Raw genomic sequence first — 15,948 nt, forward strand, 5'->3', positions numbered from 1 at the left:
CGATCCGCGCCACCAACGTGGACCTGGGCTTTGAGTGGTACTTCAACGAAGGCGCGATGGTTGGTCTGGGCCTGTTCTACAAGGACATCGAGAGCTTCATCCAGACGGCGAAGGAAATCCGCCCGTACTCCACCAGCGGCCTGCCGGCTTCGCATACCAAAGTGTGAGCGGTGATTGTTGCGCCAGGGCCGAATTCCCCAGCACCATCATGAGTACAAGGATCTTTTTCATAACCGTAAACGTTGCTTGAACAATATACTGCAAGGCTGCGGCGATTACAAGCCGCAGCGAATTAAATACCAGTAAACGAGAATATGTTATGCCGGCACCAGTCCCGCCAGCATGCGCCCCGCTTCGGATCCGATTGCGATGCCCATGCCGCCCATCCTCACGGCCAGGAATATACGTTGTGAATGCGCCTGGATGATGGGCTGCTTCGTGCCGCCGAAAGCCATGATGCCCGACCAGCGGTGTGCGATGGCCACTTCCCTGCCGGGCAGGATAATCGTGCGCAGTTTTTCTTCCAGGTCTGCCTGGATGGTTTCGTTCAGCGTCAGTTCGGTTGATGTTTCTCCTTCGAAATCGAGGTTGCGGCCGCCGCCGAAAAGTATGCGGCCCTGCAGTTCACGGAAATAATAATATCCTTTATCGAAATGGTAAATGCCTTTGAACGGCAACCCCTTCACAAGCTCAGTGACTAACACCTGCCCGCGCCCGGGTTTGATATCGAGCCCCGGGAGCAAGTCCGGCGTGAAGGCGTTGGTGCACACTGCCACTTGCGCCGCCGTAAGGGAAAGCCCTCCGGCGATGCGGACGGTCACGGTGCCGGCGGACTCATCGATCCCCAGTACCTCGCACCCTGTTTTGATCTCTATCCCCCTTTCGATGGCGAGATCGATGAGGGTGCGCATCATTTTGCCGGTATTGAGTTCACCTTCGTAATTATTCTGCACCAGGTGTTCGGCCACAATACCCGTTTGAGCGAGCTTGCCGTCGGCCAGGGAAAAGGCCGGTCCGGGGAGAATGCCGCCGAGCAGTTCGTTGACTTCGTCCAGGCGCGCCAAAGCAGGCGCCTCCGCGGCCGAAATAAGCTCGTAACTGCCGTTTTCCCGGTAATCCATCCGTTCATCGCCGATGCGGGCGCGCAGGAGCTGTAAACCTCTGCGGCGGAGATTCACCAGGCTCACCACGTCTTCCGGCGGCATATGGCCCAGGTCGTCGAGAATTTCGGTGAGGCTCCCGATACAGGCGAAGCCCGCGTTCCGGGTGCTCGCTCCCACTGGCAGCAGCCCCCGCTCCAGCACGGCGATCCTGCGGCGGGGGGATTTCTCCTTCAGGCTGATAGCCGCCGACAATCCCACAATCCCGCTGCCGATCACAATGCAATCGTAAGCGATAAGGCTTTGCTGTTCCCAGTAACTGAGCATAGCACGAATGTAATTAAAAAAAAGCCCCGGTCATACAACCGGGGACTTAACACTACTACTATAGGTTGAACCAATACTAAACGAGGTAACCGAACAGGTTGTCGTCTTTATTCAGCTCGGTATAATGAATGTTGTAACGCGCAAGGTTCGCCAGGAGCTTGTCGTAATCCTCGCGGAATTTCAGCTCCACGCCTACCAGGGCAGGACCGGTTTCCTTGTTATGCTTCTGGATGAACTCGAAGCGCGTGATATCATCGTCGGGGCCCAGCACGTGGTTCACGAATTCCTTCAGTGCGCCGGGGCGCTGCGCGAAGCGGACGATGAAGTAATGTTTGAGGCCTTCGTACAGCAGCGAGCGTTCTTTGATTTCCTGCATCCGGTCGATGTCGTTGTTGCTGCCGCTCACCACGCACACCACCGTTTTCCCTTTGATCTCTTCGGCGTAATCGTCGAGCGCCGCCATGGAAAGCGCGCCGGCGGGTTCCACCACGATGGCGTCTTCGTTATAAAGCCGCAGGATGGTGGAGCAGATGCGCCCTTCGGGAACGAGGCTCATTTTGTCGAGCACGTCGCGGCAGATCTGGTAGTTGAGGTCACCCACCCGTTTCACGGCGGCGCCGTCTACGAAGCGGTCGATCTCCGGAAGCGTAACGGGCCCGCCGTTTTCCAGGGCTTTTAGCATGGAGGGGGCGCCTTCCGGCTCCACGCCGATAATCTTTGTATCGGGACTGAAAGTGCGGAAGTAACTACCCACGCCGGAGGCGAGTCCGCCGCCGCCTATGGGCATAAAGATGTAATCCACTTTGGGCTGGTCTTCGAGGATCTCGAGGCCTACGGTACCCTGCCCTTCGATGATCCGGGGATCGTCGAACGGCGGGATGAAGGTCATTTTATGTTCGCGGGTGAAGGCCTGCGCTTCGGCGGAGCAGTCGTCGAAGGTATCGCCGACGAGGCGGATTTCTATGCTGTCGCCGCCGTGCATTTTCACCTGGTTCACTTTCTGTTTGGGTGTGATGATGGGCATGAACACGACGCCTTTAACGTTGAGGCGGCGGCACGACCAGGCGAATCCCTGCGCGTGGTTCCCTGCGCTGGCGCATGTTACGCCGTTGGCGAGGAGTTCGGGGGCGAGGGTGCTCATCATGTTGTAAGCTCCGCGGAGCTTGTAGGAACGTACGACCTGCATATCTTCCCTTTTGAGGTAGACGTTGGCCTGGTATCTTCTGCTGAGGTTGGAATTGTACGTAAGCGGCGTGCGGGTTACAACGCCTTTAAGCCGGTTTGCTGCTGCGAGGATTTGTTGCGTATCGATTGTATGGAGTACTTGAGACATTGTAATGATTGGTTAAAAAATAAAAAAGAAAAGTACCGTACCGGGGAGGTGGCACTTTTCTTTTCTATTTTTTTGTGGCTTTATTATTTGCCGGGGCGAAGCTTGCGCACTGCTGCACCTGCCTGCCACATTTCGCTGTTACGCAGCTCTTCCAGCTCCGCATTCAGCTTCTCGCGGTAATCCGCCTGGCTGTTGAGGTCGATGGAACGTTGCGCTTCTTTACCAGCGGCTACGGAAGCATACAGCTCGTCGAACACCGGTTGGGTAGCGTCGCGGAATTTCTTCCACCAGTCGAGCGCACCGCGCTGGGCTGTAGTGGAGCAGTTGGCGTACATCCAGTCCATACCGTTCTCGGCTACGAGGGGCATGAGGGACTGGGTGAGCTCTTCCACGGTTTCGTTGAACGCTTCGGAGGGAGAGTGGCCGTTGTCGCGGAGGGTTTTATACTGCGCGGCAAAGATGCCCTGGATGCAACCCATCAGGGTTCCACGCTCGCCGGTGAGGTCGGAGAATACTTCTTTTTTGAAGTCGGTTTCGAAGAGGTAACCGGAACCTACGCCGATACCGAGGGCGATAACGCGGTCACGTGCGTGGCCGGTTGCGTCCTGGAAGATAGCGAAGGAAGAGTTCAGGCCCTGACCTGCGAGGAACAGGCGGCGGAGGGAAGTACCGGAGCCTTTGGGGGCTACCAGGATCACGTCCACGTCTGCCGGGGGAATGATATTGGTTTGCTCTTTATAAGTGATACCGAAGCCATGGGAGAAATACAGGGCTTTACCTTTGGTGAGGAACGGCTTCAGGGTCGGCCACAGTGTGATCTGGCCGGCGTCGCTGAGGAGGTATTGAATGATGGTGCCTTTTTCAGCGGCTTCCTCGATTTCGAAGAGCGTTTCGCCCGGTACCCATCCGTCAGCAACGGCTTTATCCCAGGTTTTGGAATTCTTGCGCTGACCAATGATAACGTTGAAACCGTTGTCTTTCAGGTTCAGCGCCTGGCCGGGGCCCTGTACGCCGTAACCGATGATAGCGATCGTTTCATTCTTCAGCACTTCTCTTGCCTTTTCCATGGGGAATTCTTCTCTGGTTACTACGTCTTCCAGAACCCCGCCAAAATTGATGGTTGCCATGTTGTGATAGTGTTGTTTTAAAAGTTTTAATGTTGTTCGTAATACTGATAAATTAATCTTTCAGGTTGTCTGCTTCCTGCAGGCTTAAATCCTTCAGATGTTCGTGGAAGCGGCGGCTCCATTTCACAATGGCTACGCGCCCGCTCTTGGTATATTCTATGAGGCCGTACGGCTCCAGTTTTTGCAGCATGCCGATCAGCTCCTGCTGATGGCCCGTTTTCTCCAGCACGAAATAATCCGGGGTGATGGTGAGGATGCGGGCGTTGTTGTCGCGGATGATCTTCTCGATATCGCCCTGGTGGAGCGCTTTGGTGGAGATCTTGTACAGCGCCAGTTCCTGGTACACCACTTCGTCTTCTTCATGAACGAACGCGCGGTGGATCTCAATGAGCCGCTCGATCTGCCCTACTACTTTCTCCAGCAGGTCGCGGGTGCTGAGTACGGTGATGACAAACTTATATACGCCCGGCACCTCCGTTTCGGCGGTGGTAAGGCTGGTGATATTGATGCCACGGCGGGTGAAGATTACCGTGATGCGGTTGGTGATCCCGATCCGGTCTTCCGTATACACCGTAACGGTATATTCTTTTTGCATTGTTTGGTCCTGTTAATGGTTAATGACTACGCGAGGCGGATGGCGGAAAGCGGTGCGCCTGCGGGCACCATCGGGAATACGTTATCTTCCTGTTCCACCACCACTTCCAGCAAATAAGCGCCGGGCGTATCGAGCATTTCCTTCACGGCGGCCGCGATTTCGCTGCGCTCCGTCACTTTCCGGCCCGGAACATAAAACCCTTTCGCGATCTGCACGAAGTCGGGGTTGATCATTTCGGTGGAAGAGTAACGCTTGTCGAAGAACAGCTGCTGCCATTGCCGCACCATCCCGAGGAAGTTGTTGTTGAGGATCACGATCTTCACGCCGATCTGCGTCTGGTAGATGGTGCCCAGTTCCTGGAGCGTCATCTGGAAGCAACCGTCGCCGATCACGGCCACCACCGTTTTGTCGGGAGCGCCTACTTTGGCGCCCATGGCCGCCGGCAGGCTGAAGCCCATTGTGCCCATACCGCCGCTGGTGATGTTGGTGTTCGGGTCCTTGAAACGGTAATACCTGCTGGCGATCATCTGGTGCTGCCCTACGTCGGTCACGAGGATCGCACGGCCGTCGGTCTGCTCGGAAATGAGCCTTACCACTTCCGCCATTTTCAGCTGGCCTTCGGTGGGGTACAACTCTTTCTTCGTCACCATCTCCTCTTCTTTACGGTCGGCCGCGCGGAAGGTTTCCAGCCATTCGGCATGATCCGCCTTGTTGATGAGGGGGAGCAATGCGGTGAGGGCTTCCTTCGCGTCGGCATGCACCGCCACGTCGGCATTGATGATCTTGTTGATCTCCGCTTTATCGATTTCGAAGTGGATGATCTTTGCCTGACGGGCGTATGAGGCCACCTCGCCGGTCACCCGGTCGTCGAACCGCATGCCGATGGCGATGATCACGTCTGCTTCAAGGGTGTTTATATTCGGACCGTAGTTCCCGTGCATGCCCAGCATACCCACGTAGTTGGCGTGCGAGGTAGACATGGCGGACAGCCCCAGCAGCGTAGACGCCACAGGGATCTGCGCCTTCTCCGACAGCGCCACCAGTTCCTTCTCCGCGCCGGAGATCAGGATGCCGTGGCCGGCCAGTATGTAAGGCTTCTTCGCGCTGTTGATCACTTCCGCGGCTTTCTTCACCTGTTCGATGTCGAGCACCGGTACGGGTTTGTAGCTGCGGATGTAATCGCAGGCTTTATACTGGAAGTCGAGCTTGCCCACCTGCGCGTTCTTGGTAATGTCTACCAGTACGGGCCCGGGGCGGCCGCTCTTCGCTACGTAAAAGGCTTTGGCGATGGCACCCGGAATATCTTCCGGACGGGTCACCTGGATATTCCATTTGGTGATGGGCGTGGTGATACCGATCACGTCCGTTTCCTGGAAAGCGTCTGTTCCGAGGAGCACCGCGGCTACCTGGCCGGTGATGCAGACCATGGGGGTCGAGTCCATATAAGCGTCTGCCAGGCCGGTCACCAGGTTGGTGGCGCCGGGGCCGGAAGTGGCGAACACAACGCCGGTCTTACCGCCTGCACGGGTGTAACCCTGTGCGGCGTGGGTAGCGCCTTGTTCGTGACGAACGAGAATATGGTGGACTTTATCCTGAAAATCATACAGGGCGTCATAGATAGGCATGATAGCACCACCGGGGTAACCGAAAATGGTGTCCACGTCTTCGGCAATCAGCGACCGTATCACGGCTTCCGCACCGGTGATGATTTCGGGTGCGGCGGCAGTCCGCTTGTCAGAGTCTTCACTCTTCATCGGTAACACATCCTTCTGTTGCATTTTTAACTTGTTTAGCGTATTTAAATAAGATTCCTTTCGTTGCTTTGAGGGCAGGCTGTTTCCAGGCCGCCTTCCGTTTTGCCAGCTCTTCGTCCGACACGTTCACTTTGATTACGTTGTTCACCGCATCGATCTCGATGATATCGTCGTCGTTCACCAGCGCGATGGTGCCGCCGTCGTAGGCTTCAGGACAAATGTGCCCAACCACGAAACCGTGAGTACCGCCGGAGAAACGGCCGTCGGTGATGAGCGCAACGCTCTTGCCCAGGCCAACGCCCATGATCGCGCTGGTAGGCTTGAGCATCTCCGGCATGCCGGGTCCGCCTTTGGGGCCTACGTAGCGGATAACGACGACGTCGCCTGCTTTCACGCGACCGTTTTGTATCCCTGCGATCAGTTCGAACTCTCCGTCAAATACACGGGCGGGGCCGGTGAAGCGCTCGCCCTCTTTGCCGGTGATTTTGGCCACGGAGCCCAGTTCGGCGAGGTTGCCGTACAGGATCTGGATGTGGCCGTTGGCTTTGAGTGGTTTTTCGAGCGGCACGATGATGGGCTGCTGCTCGAATTCGATATCGGGTACCGCTTCCAGGTTCTCCGCGATGGTTTTGCCGGTTACGGTGAGGCAATTGCCGTGGAGCATACCTTTCTTCAGCAGGTATTTCATGACTAAGGGAACGCCGCCGATCTCGTGGAGGTCCTGCATCATGAAACGGCCACTGGGCTTGAGGTCCGCGATCAGCGGAGTGGAGTCACTCAGGCGCTGGAAGTCGTCCATGGTGAGGTTTACGCCCACCGATTTCGCGATGGCGATGAGGTGGAGCACGGCGTTGGTGCTGCCGCCGAGGGCCATGATCACTACGATGGCGTTTTCGAACGCTTCGAAGGTCATGATGTCGCGCGGTTTGATGTCTTTTTCCAGCAGCAGGCGGATAGCTTTGCCGGCCGCGGCGCATTCTTCATGCTTTTCTTTGCTGGTGGCGGGGTTGGAGGAGCTGTACGGGAGGCTCATACCCATGGCTTCGATGGCGGAGCTCATGGTATTGGCCGTGTACATTCCGCCGCAGGCGCCCGCGCCGGGGCAGCTATGTTGGATGATTTCCTTGAAATCGGAATCGTCGAGGTTGCCGGCCATCTTTTGCCCGAGGGCTTCGAAGGCGGAGATGATGTTGAGGTCCTGCCCTCTCCATTTGCCGGGGGCGATGGAGCCGCCGTACACCATGATGGCGGGGCGGTTCAGCCTGCCCATGGCGATGAGGGAGCCGGGCATGTTTTTATCGCATCCCGGAACGGTGATCAGGCCGTCATAATATTGTGCGCCGCAAACGGTTTCAATGGAGTCTGCAATCAGATCGCGGCTCACGAGGGAATAACGCATACCGTCGGTACCGTTGCTAATCCCGTCGCTCACGCCGATGGTGTGGAACATGAGGCCCACGAGGTCGTTGGCCCAAACGCTGTCTTTCACTTTCTTCGCCAGGTCGTTCAGGTGCATGTTGCAGGTGTTGCCGTCGTAGCCCATGCTCACGATGCCCACTTGCGCTTTCTTCAGGTCACCTTCGGTCAGTCCAATCCCGTACAGCATCGCCTGTGCGGCGGGCTGCGTCTGGTCTTGCGTAATCGTTTTGCTGTATTTGTTTAACTCCATGATCTATCGGTTAAAATACCGTTGTCGGCAGTCTGAAATGTTGAATTATCGTTGAAATTATACCCGGGGCGCGTGAAATTCAAACCTATAATTTGGCTGCTCCCGGTCTTCAAAAGGTGGCATTGAGAGCCAAAAACCGCTGTGGGTGAGGATTGGAGGGAAAAGCGTTTACGCCATTCAACGGCCATGGACGCTTTTTAGGGAGGGGAAGTTTCCCCTGCCTCCGGGGCCCCGGAGGCAGGGGGTATCTCCTTTAATATCAGGCAGGAATAGCCGCTCTGTCAAATTCTTTCTCCAGCACTTTCGCTTTGTAAGCCTGCTGAATGACTTTACCGAGGGATTGGGCCCAGGGTTTGGCGAATCCTTTGTCGTTGAAGCTGTCCCAGCCTACGACTTCGGCAGCGGTACCGCAGTAGAATACGCAATCCGCTTCATACAGCTCGTCTACGGTGATTTGCTTTTCCACCAGGGGGATACCCAGTTCCTGGCAGATCTCGATCACGGTAGCGCGGGTGATGCCGGGCAGGATATTGCCTTTGGCGGGTGTATAGATAGTGCCGTCTTTCTCATAGAAGAGGTTGGCGCCGGGGCCTTCGGCCACGAAACCGTCGATATCCAGCAGCAGGGCTTCGTCGTAACCTTTGCTCTTCGCTTCCTGGGAGGCGAGGATGGAGTTCACGTACAGGCCGGCGGCTTTGGATTCGATCTTGAACGCTTTGGGGTTCGGGCGCTGGTAGGAAGAAAGCATTACGCGCAGGAGCTTCTCGCCCAGGTACGCGCCCCATTCCCATGCACAGATGAGAACATGGGTTTCGTCAGCAGCCTTCAGCGTCATGTTGGGAGGACAAATGGCGAGCGGACGGATGTACGCTTCGGTCATGTTGTTCAGTTCCAATACTTTATAGCATGCTGCGATCAATTCTTCGTTATTGAAATCGTACGGCATGTGGATCAGTTCGCAGGAGCGCTTGAAACGGTCGAAGTGCTCCTTCGCCTTGAAGATCTTCACTTCCCCGCTGGCGGTCTTGTATGCGCGGATCCCTTCAAATACTGCGTATCCGTAGTGCAGCGACTGGCCGTACAGGTCGATTTTGGCCTCGGTGGCTTTTAAAAACTCACCGTTGTAGTAAAGAATCGTGTTTTCGTTGTAATAGCTATACATAAAAATTGGAATTTGCGTACCCAAAAAAAAAGCCTTCCCGGTGGAGGAAGGCGTTTATTATTCGTTGTGATTATACACGCTTGTCTATCCTCCAATTGGCTGGCGGGTAATAATGACAACGACGATCACGACGAGCGTAATGGCCCAGTTGAGCTGCGCTACGATGTGATTGATTTTGTTATTGTCTTTATTTACCCACATGGAGGTGCTGTGATTTTTTGTTATCGATACAAATGTATAAGCGATCAAAATAAAAAACAAACCCCGAAGCGATATTTCGTGAAAAATCAATCCAGCTTCCGTTTTTTAATAAAATCGAAACAAAACCGGTCAATTTTGGAAAAATTTCAAGAATACTGCTATATACCGGCACGCTGTCTAACAATAAAAAAGCCCCCGGTGCCGGGGGCTTTCCATAATATGTACGTTTCCGTCAGGAAGCGAGGCATTTGCCGATGATCGCCTGGAGCTGCGGCTCTTTATTGATGAGCTGCTGCAGCAGCGTCAGCTGGTTCTTCGCGCGGTTGTAATTATGCTCGGGATACTTGATCGGGTAATATACGTCGCCGTTCAGGTAATCGGTCAGGAAGCGGATGCCCTGCATATAGATCATGAACTTGCCGGCATAGAAGAGGTGTTGCTTCTCCGTTTCGGTGAGGGTGCTCCCTACTTCGGAAAGATACCCTTTCATGAGGGCTTCGTAATATTCGTCGCGCACTTCGATCTGGCTGAAATCGCGTTCCTCTTCGCTCACGGGGCACACATACGTGCGCACCATATCGCCCAGGTCGGAGATTACCTTGCCGGGCATGAGGGTATCGAGGTCGCAGACACAGATGCCTTCGAAGGTGCCCTTCTTCAGCAGTACGTTGTTGATCTTCGTATCGTGGTGCATCAGGCGGTCGGTGAATTCCGGGTTGGTTTTCAGCGACTCGAAAGTTACCGCGATATCGCTGTGCCGGAGGAATTCCTCCACCAGCGACTCGGCGAACTGTTTCCTGTCTTCCTTCGCCGTGCGGATGGCCTCCTGGAAGGAAGCGTAACGCAGGGTGAGGTTGTGGAAGTTGGGAATAGAAGCCCTGAAGTCGTGCAGGTCGATGCCGTGGAACATCCGCGCCATCAGGCCGAACTGCTTCGCGGCTTCATATGCCTGCCGGGTATTGTCCGCCTGGTCTACCGACGTAGAATCGGCGATAAAGGGGATCATCCGCCAGAATTCATCGCCATGCTGGTACATCTCCTCTCCCGCCACCGTGGGGATGGCTTTGATGAAGAGATATTCCGGATGGTGCTTGTCGAGGTAATCGCCTGCCAGTTTGAGATTGCGGGCGATGACATCGGGCTCGCGGAAAACGTAGGTGTTGATCCGTTGGAGGATGTAACGCTTATAATTGGGCCCGGTGAGCAGGAACGTGTTGTTGATGTGCCCGCTCCCGAATTTTTGTATGCTGAATTCGCCGGGCTGAAGCCCGAATGCGCTGATAATGTCGGTATGTACCATTAATGCTGCTTATTTCCAGAGGTTGTCGGGATATTCTCCGCCGTTCACGAGTGCGGACAGGGAGGCCTGTACGCCCGGAGCGTCTTCCTTATAGGTAACACCGAACCATTGCGAGCTGGTGGGGATCACTTTTACGGAACCGAGGCCCGCAGCGATGAAGGAGTCCACCACGATGGGGATGAAGAATTCGGACTTGGGATTGGAGAGGTTCTGCTCGAGGAACTGGGTGAACAGTTTCTCGCTTACTTCGAACACGGAAGGGTCGAAGCCCCAGAAGTTCATGGACACAGGCGTTTTGGGGCCCAGTTCCACTTTCTGGTCGCCGTCTTCATACACGATCTTACCGTCTTCCACGGCGATCTTGGTGCGCTCAACGATACCGGCCAGGTTGCCTTCTGCATTCACTTCGCAAACGCCGCGGGATACGGAGCCGTAATCGCTCACGGTTTTGCCCAGTTCATAACCTACCACGCTGTAGCGGTTGGAATCGCATTCGTTGCGGAGGAACTCGGCCATTTTCTCGAAAGCATCGCGGCCATAGAAGTCATCCGCATTGATCACGGCGAAAGGTTCGCTGATGGCGTCTTTCGCGCAAAGTACCGCATGAGCTGTGCCCCAGGGCTTCGTACGATCGGCCGGAACTTCGAACCCGTCGGTGAATGCGTTCATATTTTGAAAAACGTAAGCCGTTTCTACCTTGCCTTTCAGTTTCGGCTCAAAAATCTCTTTGAATTCTTCAGCGAAATTTTCACGGATAATGAACACGATTTTTCCAAAACCTGCGCGGATAGCGTCATAAATGGAATAGTCGATGATCGTTTCACCGCTGGGGCCAAATTGCTGGATCTGTTTCAAACTTCCGTACCGGCTGGCCATACCGGCCGCCAGGATCAATAAAGTCGGTTGCATTGCTGATATTAGTTTTAATTGTCAGGTCGAATTAATATCGGGGGCTAAAAGTAAACATTAAATTTTTCCCAAACCGTTATAATCCGTTATTTTTTCGACCGGTTATACAAAAAAAGCGCCGTTTTTATTGAATCCGTCTATTTTTGTGACCTTGCCCCCTACGGGAGCATCCACCCCGCTCATGCCAACACCAAGTATGATAAGCAACGGGGAATTGAGAAACAGTGTTCATGAATTTCTTGTTAACAAACAACTTCAAATGAAAAAACTAGTACTGGCGGGAGCCATGGCGTCGCTACTTGTCTCCTGCGCACAAAAGGGGCCGCAGCAGGAGCAGCCGCTTCAGCAGCAACAAAAAACGAACCCGGAAGAGATCAAAGAGAAAATGCAATGGTTCGCCGACGCCAAGCTCGGGATCTTCATCCACTGGGGCATCTATTCCGTGAACGGGATCGATGAAAGCTGGAGCTTCCACAACAAAAAGATTTCACACGCCGATTACATGGCGCAGATAAAAGGCTTCACAGCCAGCAAATACGATCCCCAGGCCTGGGCCGACCTCATCGCCGCCTCCGGCGCCCGCTACACCGTGATCACCACCAAACACCACGACGGCGTGGCCCTCTGGGATACCAAACTCAACGACCTCAGCACGGCCAAAGCCACACCGGCCAAACGCGACGTGCTCACACCCTTCTTCGAAGCCATCCGCCAACGCGGCATTAAAGCCGGCGCATACTTCTCGCTGATCGACTGGACCAGCGACGATTACCCCGGTTACCTCAAAGACAGCAGCCGCTACCAGATCAAAGACGACACCGCCCGCTGGGAACGCTTCCGCAAATTTTACCAGGGACAGATGGCCGAGGTTATGACCCAGTTCAACCCCGACCTCTGGTGGTTCGACGGCGACTGGGAACACAGCGCCGATGAGTGGGAAGCGCAGAAAGTGCGCAAGATGCTCACCACGCACAATCCCAACACCATCATCAACGGCCGCCTTATGGGATATGGCGACTACGACACGCCGGAGCAGAACTTCCCCGTGCAGCGCCCGAACTTCCACTGGTGGGAGCTTTGCATGACCATCAACAACAACTGGGGATGGCAGCCGCAGGACACCAACTGGAAAACGCCTTACGAAGTGATCACCATATTCGCGGACGCTATCGGCAACGGCGGCAATATGCTGCTGGACATCGGTCCCAGGGAAGACGGCACCATTCCTCCCGAGGAAGAGAACGTACTCCGCGAACTGGGCAAATGGAACAAGAAGCATGAGACCGCCATTTTCGGTACGCTCGGCGGCATCCCGCAGGGGCACTTCTACGGGCCTACTACTTTAAGTAAAGATTCTTCCACACTCTACCTCTTCCTGCCCGCCAGACAATCCGGCGAGATCATGGTGAAAGGGCTTGATAACGCGATCAAAGAAATCACGGTTGTGGGGAACGGAACAAAACTGAAGCACAAGATCGTAGGCAAGATCAGCTGGAGCCCTGTGCCCGGGATCGTCTACATCAATGTGCCCGAAACCGTCCTCGATCAGTATATGACCGTTTTGGAACTGAAGCTCGACAAGCCCGTGAAACTGTACCGCGGGAAGGGTGGATTGCAGGGATAGACCATGCCTAAAAACCCACGTATATAAAAACGCACAGATGAAAAAAACGCTCCTATCCGCTTTAGCCCTGTGCCTGACGTTCGCCACGAAGGCGCAGCTGACGGCCAGGCCCCAGGTGAATGTGGTGCCCGTGCCGGCCTCCATCGAGGAAAAAACGGGAACACTGATCCTGCAGGGCGCCAAAGCCCGGTATTTCGCCAACAGCGAATCCGCCGAGCGCATGGCTAAACTCTATGCCGCTTATCTCGACGCCAACTTCGGCCTGAAACTGCAGAAAGGCACCATGCAGGACGCGCAGGTGATCTTTTCGGACGACGACCATTTGCCCGCCGAAGGTTACCAGCTCACCGTCACCAACCGCAAAGCCGTGCTGCAAGGGCACGAAGCCGGATTGTTCTACGGCCTGCAAACCCTGCAGCAGATCTCGCGGAACAAGACCAAGCTGGGGCTCGTGCTGCCGCAGGTCACCATCAAAGACCAGCCGCGCTTCGGTTATCGCGGCGTGATGCTCGACGTAGGAAGATATTACCTGCCGGTGAATTACATCAAGCAGTATATCGACGTGATCGCCTCGCTGAAGCTTAACCGCTTCCACTGGCACCTGACCGAAGACCAGGGCTGGCGCATCGAGATCAAGAAATACCCGCGCCTCACCACCGTGGGATCGCAGCGGAAGGAGACGTCCAAAGGCCATCTCAGCGAAAATAAATTCGACGGAACGCCGCACGGCGGTTTTTATACACAGGAAGAAGTGAAAGACATCGTGGCCTACGCCGCGGAACGCTTCGTGACGGTGGTCCCCGAGATCGAAATGCCGGGCCACGCCACCGCGGCGCTCGCCTCCTACCCCCAGCTGGGTTGCACCGGCGGGCCGTATGAAGTGTCCACCAAATGGGGCGTTCACAAAGAAGTTTTCTGCGCGGGCAACGAGGAAACGTTTACGTTCCTGGAAGACGTGCTCACCGAAATCCTGCCCCTCTTCCCCAGCCAGTACATCCACATCGGCGGCGACGAATGCCCGAAGGACCGCTGGAAGCAATGCGCCAAATGCCAGTCGCGCATCAAGGCGCTGGGGCTGAAAGACGAGCATGAGCTGCAGAGTTATTTCATCTCCCGCATGGAAAAATTCCTCAACGCCAAAGGCCGCAAGATCATTGGCTGGGATGAGATCCTCGAAGGCGGCCTCGCGCCCGACGCCACTGTGATGAGCTGGCGCGGCGAAGCTGGTGGCAAGGAAGCCGCCCGCCAGCGCCACGACGTGATCATGACGCCGAATACTTACCTCTATCTCGATTACTACCAGGGCGCACCGTCCGGCGAGCCCCTCGCCATCGGCGGATATCTCCCGCTGGATAAAGTGTACAGCTACGAACCGTTCCCCGCCGACCTCACGCCCGAAGAACAGAAACATATCATCGGCGTGCAGGGCAATGTGTGGACGGAATACATTCCTTCCGGCCCCGTTTCGGATTACTTCACTTTCCCCCGCGCCCTGGCGCTGGCGGAGATCACCTGGAGCCCGAAATCGAAGAAGAATTACACCGACTTCCGCAAGCGCATGCGCGGCGTGTTGTACGACCTCGACAAGCGCGGCGTGAACTTCCGTATCCCCGAAGCCATCGGTGCCGAAAACACCGTGATCGCCGATCCTTCCGGCGGTGGTGGCGAAGGCGTGGGCGCGTCCACGATCCAGAACGCGGCGCAGCGCTCCGTGGTGAAACTGGAACCGCCCATGGCAGGCGCCGTGATCCATTACACGCTCGACGGGTCGGAGCCGACGGTGAAAAGTCCGGTAGCAGGTGCACCGATTATCATTGCACCGAAACGGGATGAAACCATCACCCTGAAATACATTGTGACTTTGCCTGAATCGGGCCGCAGCAGCGGGGTTTACAGCAATACTTACACCCGGAAGTCTTACAAGCCCGCGGTGAGCGTAACGCCGGCCGGCAGGGGGATTAAATTCCAGGGGTATTTCAAAACGTTTACGGCGGCGGCGAAAGTGAGCGGTACGGCGGATACCAGCGGCGTAATGAATGATTTCTCGATCCGCGCGTTCCAGCGGCACCCTGCTTTTGGCGCCATCTTCGAAGGATTCGTGAAAGTGGAGGAAGACGGCTTGTATGAGATCGCTTCCACTTCAGACGACGGCTCCATCGTGAGCATCGACGGAGAAGAGATCGTGCAGAACGACGGCGAGCATGCGCCCACCACCCAAACGGGTATCGTGCCCCTGCGCAGGGGCTACCACCGCATTAAAGTGCAGTACTTCGACGCGGGCGGCGGCGATATGCTGAAAATCAATATCGGCGTGAAAGGCAAACAAAGCCTTAACTTGCGGAATGCGCTTTTCCACTAAGGACTTATTGCAAAATTTTGATACGACATGGCTGCCGGGGAACATCCGGGCAGCCATGTTGCGTTTGGACCGTATCCATCCGCTGGTGCAGGGCAACAAATGGTTTAAGTTGAAGCGCAACCTGGCAGCGGCGGGCGGTTTGCCCGTGGTGACGTTCGGGGGTCCCTGGTCGAACCACCTGCATGCCACGGCGGCGGCCTGCCGGTTATTGGGCGTTCCTGTCACGGGGATCGTGCGGGGCGAGGCGCCGCGGGAGCCTTCGCAAACGCTTGCGGATGCGGCGGGACTGGGGATACGGATCATGCATGTTTCCCGGGAGGCATACGACAGGGCGAAGAAAGGCGAGATTCCGGGAGAATTGCGCGCTGTTACGGATGGGGCGTTTATCATCCCGGAAGGGGGCGGCAATGCCGAAGGCGCGGCGGGATGTGAGCAGATATTGGAACTGGGGGATTTCACGGCTTATTCACATATCCTTTGCGCCACGG

11 protein-coding genes and 1 pseudogene are annotated in these 15,948 nt (G+C 55.7%); 3 read left to right on the plus strand and 9 right to left on the minus strand.

Annotated elements, in window-relative coordinates:
* Positions 1–317: 317 nt before the first annotated feature.
* The 9 genes from Q0510_RS09215 to Q0510_RS09255 all read right to left on the minus strand — a co-directional run bounded on the left by Q0510_RS09215 (position 318) and on the right by Q0510_RS09255 (position 11,477).
* Entirely contained in the window at positions 318–1,427 is a 1,110-nt protein-coding gene (locus Q0510_RS09215) for an FAD-dependent oxidoreductase (protein WP_298710282.1), read from the minus strand.
* Positions 1,428–1,503: 76 nt separating this feature from the next.
* Positions 1,504–2,760 carry a threonine ammonia-lyase gene (gene ilvA, locus Q0510_RS09220; RefSeq protein WP_298710284.1) on the minus strand — a complete coding sequence of 419 codons (1,257 nt, stop codon included), beginning with the start codon at positions 2,758–2,760 and terminating at the stop codon, positions 1,504–1,506.
* Positions 2,761–2,843: 83 nt separating this feature from the next.
* On the minus strand, positions 2,844–3,887 hold the full coding sequence (gene ilvC, locus Q0510_RS09225) for a ketol-acid reductoisomerase (RefSeq protein ID WP_298710286.1): 1,044 nt from the start codon (positions 3,885–3,887) through the stop codon (positions 2,844–2,846).
* 52 nt (positions 3,888–3,939) lie between these two features.
* Positions 3,940–4,482, minus strand: a complete 543-nt coding sequence (gene ilvN, locus Q0510_RS09230; RefSeq protein ID WP_298710288.1) for an acetolactate synthase small subunit — start codon at positions 4,480–4,482, stop codon at positions 3,940–3,942.
* Between the two features lie 26 nt (positions 4,483–4,508).
* Complete coding sequence (ilvB, locus tag Q0510_RS09235; RefSeq protein WP_333863997.1) at positions 4,509–6,260, minus strand: biosynthetic-type acetolactate synthase large subunit; 1,752 nt, start codon at positions 6,258–6,260, stop codon at positions 4,509–4,511.
* Positions 6,226–7,905, minus strand: a complete 1,680-nt coding sequence (ilvD, locus tag Q0510_RS09240) for a dihydroxy-acid dehydratase (RefSeq protein WP_298710290.1) — start codon at positions 7,903–7,905, stop codon at positions 6,226–6,228. The genes ilvB and ilvD overlap by 35 nt, the downstream gene beginning before the upstream one ends.
* A 259-nt stretch (positions 7,906–8,164) precedes the next feature.
* On the minus strand, positions 8,165–9,067 hold the full coding sequence (locus Q0510_RS09245) for a branched-chain amino acid transaminase (protein WP_298710292.1): 903 nt from the start codon (positions 9,065–9,067) through the stop codon (positions 8,165–8,167).
* A gap of 433 nt (positions 9,068–9,500) precedes the next feature.
* Positions 9,501–10,568, minus strand: a complete 1,068-nt coding sequence (locus Q0510_RS09250; protein ID WP_298710293.1) for an aminoglycoside phosphotransferase family protein — start codon at positions 10,566–10,568, stop codon at positions 9,501–9,503.
* A 9-nt stretch (positions 10,569–10,577) separates the two neighbouring features.
* Complete coding sequence (locus tag Q0510_RS09255; protein ID WP_298710295.1) at positions 10,578–11,477, minus strand: sugar phosphate nucleotidyltransferase; 900 nt, start codon at positions 11,475–11,477, stop codon at positions 10,578–10,580.
* A gap of 259 nt (positions 11,478–11,736) precedes the next feature.
* Here Q0510_RS09255 and Q0510_RS09260 point away from each other — a divergent pair, with 259 nt between their 5' ends.
* From Q0510_RS09260 to Q0510_RS09270, 3 genes and pseudogenes are all read left to right on the plus strand, one after another.
* Complete coding sequence (locus Q0510_RS09260; protein WP_298710297.1) at positions 11,737–13,101, plus strand: alpha-L-fucosidase; 1,365 nt, start codon at positions 11,737–11,739, stop codon at positions 13,099–13,101.
* A gap of 37 nt (positions 13,102–13,138) precedes the next feature.
* Positions 13,139–15,460 carry a family 20 glycosylhydrolase gene (locus Q0510_RS09265; RefSeq protein WP_298710299.1) on the plus strand — a complete coding sequence of 774 codons (2,322 nt, stop codon included), beginning with the start codon at positions 13,139–13,141 and terminating at the stop codon, positions 15,458–15,460.
* A gap of 55 nt (positions 15,461–15,515) precedes the next feature.
* A pseudogene (locus Q0510_RS09270) lies at positions 15,516–15,948 on the plus strand (1-aminocyclopropane-1-carboxylate deaminase); the annotation flags it as partial.

Origin of the sequence: uncultured Chitinophaga sp., from assembly GCF_937874145.1 — a bacterium.
Lineage (GTDB): Bacteria > Bacteroidota > Bacteroidia > Chitinophagales > Chitinophagaceae > Chitinophaga.